The sequence below is a fragment of the Mycobacterium sp. 1245801.1 genome (assembly GCF_001673055.1).
In the GTDB taxonomy this organism is placed as follows: domain Bacteria; phylum Actinomycetota; class Actinomycetes; order Mycobacteriales; family Mycobacteriaceae; genus Mycobacterium; species Mycobacterium europaeum_A.
Window position 1 is genome coordinate 1 of the sequence record NZ_LZKY01000333.1, and the last position, 4640, is coordinate 4640.

Consider the following 4640-nt stretch of genomic DNA (forward strand, 5'->3'; position numbering starts at 1 on the left):
AGTTCGCCAGAAGATCCTGCATATCAATGGACACGTCGCTGTCCGGCACCGAGATTGTGCCGTAAAACGTTCTGGCGCTTTGCAACACGATAGACACGTTGTAGTCGCCCGGGTCTATCTCCGCGACCATGTAGCCGTACCCGTCGAGCGGGACGGTGATGCGTGACGCCGTGACGATGCTGCCGCCCCTGGCCGCTACCCGAATGTTGCGTGGCTGGAACCGGACGTATCCGACGGCCCCGTCGCCCTGCGGGTCGGTGAAAGTTCCTGTCACTGCGGTCATCACGAACCGCTTTCGTCGCCGGGCGGGACGTAAAGGTCAATGAATCGTTGCGGAAGCTGCACGCTCCGATAAACCTCACCCGGATCCGTATTGCCTGTTACGACAACCACGAGGGCGTCTTCGTCATCCGTCGCCATTTACATCACCCAACCTTCGTGATCGTTAGCCAAGCTGTCTGCCCCAATGAATCTCCGGTGACGCTGATAGCTCCCGCGGTTAATATCGCCACGGCGGGCGCCAAGACGTCGCCAGGCCTGCAATAAGTAGTGAATGACCCCGAGCAACTACGTGCTTGCGATTGCGTGCCAGCACTACCAAAGAGGTTGCTTCCCAGGACATCTGAATTTTGGATCAGCGCCGGGTATAAGGTGACCGAGCTGTACCAGGTCGAAAACAAAACCGTGAATTCAATCTGGTAGAACCCCTCGGTGCTGATAGTTGCCGTGGTGGTCGCCGCGTCCCAATCGAGGTCGGCGGAACAGTAGTTGACCTCATCGAAATATGCATTCGGAACTGAAGACACCAGCCCACCGCCTGGGATGGTGTAGGTGTCAACGGTATCCACGTTGCGGACCCGCATGCCCGTGCCGATGATCGCCGGGGGGGCCAGGTCGCGCAATGACCACTGCGCAATGCCACCCGGGGTGGATTCCGCGCCCGGACGGGCATCGGAAATCATTCCCATGCCGCCGCTGCGGTAGTCCTCACCGACCTTGCTTACATGATCGGAATCTATGTAATCGCAGATCGTTTGTCGGTTCTGGTAGACGAGGATTTCGTAATCGTCATCCTCGGTCCCAGCCTGGATCTCCCACAGACTCGCCGTGGCCGGATTACCCAACACGGTATCCCAGACATGCTGCACGCCGTCCGAGTAACAACCAAGCTCAACCTTGTTGTAGTACAACCGAAGATAGATGAACGATTGCCAATCGTCGCTCACGCGAGCAAACAGATAGTTACCGCACCCGGCCGTTGCCGCCGACGCCGGACCCTCCATGAGGGTCCATAGCACCATCCCCGCAACCTGCTTATCAGTGTCCGTCTTCCCCGCGTTATAGCGCGCTCGGTATGTCCGCTGCACGCTTCCGCTATCAATCCACCTGAATCCTGTCGTCGTGACACATACCGTCCCCGTGCTGTCCGGCGATGGCGTCCAGTCCGGCCCCCAGCCCGAAATGTAAGGGACTGGGCCGGCATCCACGTATCTGACGCCACCAGGTGGCAGCGCATCGAACTTGAGCGCCTGAACTTCGGACTGCAAGTTGGAGACCGTTTGTCGGATACCGTCTGCTCCGATGTGCACGTCCCAGGCCGAGGCGATCTGGGCTTTAGTGGTGCTCGTGCCGGTGAATCCGCTGAGCAGGGCTCCGAAGAAACCGCCGATAGCAGAGAAGATGTCGGTTACTGCCTTGCCGGCGACACCCACTGCGCCGCTGAAGATCCCGACGAAGCCGTTGATGATCTGCGAGAAAAAGTGGGTCAACGCAGACAATGCCTGCTCGATGGAAGTAAAGAACGTGGTCGGGTCTAGGCCGAGGATCGCCCGCACCACCTCGGACACGATCGACAGGGCCAGCGAGCCGGCGTGCGCGATGCCGCCGAACAGCCCGTCGAGAATCCCTGTGTACGTGTTCGTGTACGGTGCCCGGATTTCGGCGTCCCAGTCGGCCTGCGTCTTGGCCGCATACGCGGAAAGCGAAGATGCGTTCGCCGCATCACTGGGCGTGTAATCGTTAGGCTGAGTCACTCTTCAGCCTCCTCGTTGAGCAACTTCCGCAGCTCCGCCTTTTGCAGGGATGTCATCCGGCCCAAAACTTCCCGGGCCGGATGCGGCTTCACGTCGGGTGCGTCCAAAGGCACCCACCGGCCCGGGGAAGTCAACCAATGCGGCTCGTTCGCTGATGGCGGCTGATACTTTTTGATCGGCTCGGCGCCCAACCTGGCGCCGCACTCGTGCAGGTGTTCCGACACAACCATGTTGTAGGAGATCGGCATCACGAGCTGCCCGCCGCGGACACCGGGCAACGCGGCCAGCATCCACAGAAACATTTCCTTCGGGTCGCTCAGGTCGCAGTTCTCACGTGTCGGGAAGCCCTTAGTGAAGTTGTACTTCTTCGGGTCGAATTGATTTGCAGCCGTTGCCATCACCACACACCTAGTTCCTTCAGCGCCGAAACGAGGGATTCGATTTTGCCCCAAGCCCTCTGGGCCGGATCCTGCAATGCCCGGTCGTCGCCGATCGTTAACTGCCACTGCGCGAACGGGTTGTCCTCGTCCCACGCCAGGTCGATGCGGCGCGCCCTGTCCATGTAGATGCGGCCGCGGATGTCGTCTTTCAGCACGATTCCGATGCGGTCGTCGAGGAAGAAGTGTCCGAGGCCGTTGTCGCCGACCCGGTAAGGCATGCCGTCGATCACGCTCACCTTGCAGGACAGCGTCGTCTTGGTCGCCCAGAAGCCGGCCCGCAATACCATCAATGAGGCGATCGTGTACGCCTTGTTGGCGCCGTCCTGCCAGTATTCGAAGTACCGGCCCCAACCTGACTGTTGCGCGCGGGCAGTCGATTTCGCCGACCAGAACGCCAGCACGGTGTCCTCGTACAGCGGCTTCAGCAGGGTGTCGATCGAGCCGCCGAGCGATCCGATTTGGATGATGTTGCCGAGGATGTCGCCGGCAGCTTGGATACTCGCCGAGATGGCCTCGTTGACGCCGGGCATGGAGTGGCCGCCGATGTTCACCTGAATGCCCTTGGCTGGGCTGTTGATGAACTCGCTGGTCTGAATCGGTGACTGGTCGGACTCGCGGTAAATCGCGTACGGTAACTCGCGCTGCGTGTAGAACAGTCCGGGGATTGAGTAGTTCTGCTGGACTATCGGGTCGAGGTCACTGTCGCTGATGACCGTCTCGGTGGAGTCGATGAAGTCGTCCGCGAACTCCGCGAACGTCAACTCGAGCCCGTCGAAAATGGTTCCGCCGTGGGATGTTCCGAGCAGGAACCCGGATTTGTTGATGATGTCGACGACGAGCTGGCCGTCGCGCATATTCGCCGCGTTGAATCCGGCCGGGATCGGGTCGCCGGTGAACCAACGCTGGCAGTGGACGCTGTACTCGCCGTCCTCCAACATTTGGTGCGCCATGTCATGCCAGTTGGACCACCGCGACGACACAACACCCCAAATGTCCCCCGCCGCCATGCCATCCAGCAGGCTGCCCGGCTTCACCACCACATTCCAGGTCGACTGGTTCAGGCTGGTGAACCACGAGCCGATGTTCAGCGGGTCGTCGGGGATCGTGATCAACGGGTTGTGTTCCCGCAAAATGTTTAAGAACAGGGAAAGCTTCAACACCCATGGCACGGGGCCGGCCAGGAGGAACGCCCGGGGGAACTGGAAAGCGGCCGGCAGGAACGGGTTGCTCCAAATCGAGTACCACTTGAGGTTTTCGTAGTCATGCAGCCAGGTGACTTCGAGAACCTTGTCCAGGTCTTCGGTGAGTTTCACGTTGGCGTTGTCCATGCGGCCGCCCCAGCGTGCTCCGCAATAGTCGACCGTTACGTGGACGTTGCGTTTCTCGCCGCGGTCGATACGCCCCTGGCTGTCGTGGATCCATTGCGCCACATTGGAAACGAACGGGATGGCCGTCATGCCCGGGCCGGTGTCGTTGGATATCCACGAGAACTGCGACTTGTAGTCGCCGTCAAGTTTGTAGTGCAGGTTCCAGTCGCCGTCGTAAATCAGGACGACCGGGCGTTGCCGGCGCAACGCGATCTCGGCGCGCTGCTGCTTGAGGGTTTCCTGCCAGATCGCTTCGCATTGTTCTTCCAGCGGGGTCGCGAAGTTGATCGTGGTGGGCTCGTAGTCGAGAACCGCGGTCGCGTCACTCACTCAAGCCCCCACGGCCGCGACCAGCGTTGCGGCTGCACCAACTGCGCCATCGCACCACCGGCGGGAGCGTCAATATATGAGATCGGCAGATACTGCTTAGGGGTGTACGGCGGAATCACATACTGAAAGAACTTGCCGCCCAACAGCGGGAGCAGGTTGGTGTAGTGGGCGTCACGGATCATCAGGTCGTTGATGCTGTCCAGGCTGACTACCGCGCCGCCCTGCACGTCGGTGATCGGCGGCAACGTGATCGTCCGCGTCGCGTTCACTCCGCCCGGCTTGCGGCGATATTTGCCGCCCTTCCAGGAGAAGTCGGGCAGCGTCCATGTCGCGCGAGTAAGGATCCACTTGTGCCGCATGGGCTGGTCGGTGCGGTTCTCCACCTCAATGAAACCAGCAGAGGCTGTGGCGCCTGACTGGAATGTGGTGATGACGTCGTCCTCGTACCACATCGGTTGCCCGGCGCGCAG

Annotated in this window: 4 protein-coding genes and 1 pseudogene; all 5 read right to left on the bottom strand. The window is 60.5% G+C overall.

Going from position 1 to position 4640, the window contains the following annotated elements; all coding sequences use genetic code 11:
- The coding region (locus A5622_RS20975; RefSeq protein WP_156753040.1) for a hypothetical protein at window positions 1–283 on the bottom strand (283 nt) is incomplete at its 3' end.
- 142 nt (window positions 284–425) lie between these two features.
- Window positions 426–2033 carry a hypothetical protein gene (locus tag A5622_RS20980; protein ID WP_066880980.1) on the bottom strand — a complete coding sequence of 536 codons (1608 nt, stop codon included), beginning with the start codon at window positions 2031–2033 and terminating at the stop codon, window positions 426–428.
- On the bottom strand, window positions 2030–2431 hold the full coding sequence (locus A5622_RS20985; protein WP_066880984.1) for a DUF2744 domain-containing protein: 402 nt from the start codon (window positions 2429–2431) through the stop codon (window positions 2030–2032). The genes A5622_RS20980 and A5622_RS20985 overlap by 4 nt, the downstream gene beginning before the upstream one ends.
- Window positions 2431–4170 (bottom strand): hypothetical protein, encoded by a 1740-nt coding sequence (locus A5622_RS20990; protein WP_197508063.1) that lies wholly within the window; start codon window positions 4168–4170, stop codon window positions 2431–2433. The genes A5622_RS20985 and A5622_RS20990 overlap by 1 nt, the downstream gene beginning before the upstream one ends.
- Window positions 4167–4640 (bottom strand): annotated as a pseudogene (locus A5622_RS29820) (hypothetical protein); the annotation flags it as partial. The pseudogene A5622_RS29820 and the gene A5622_RS20990, both read right to left, overlap by 4 nt.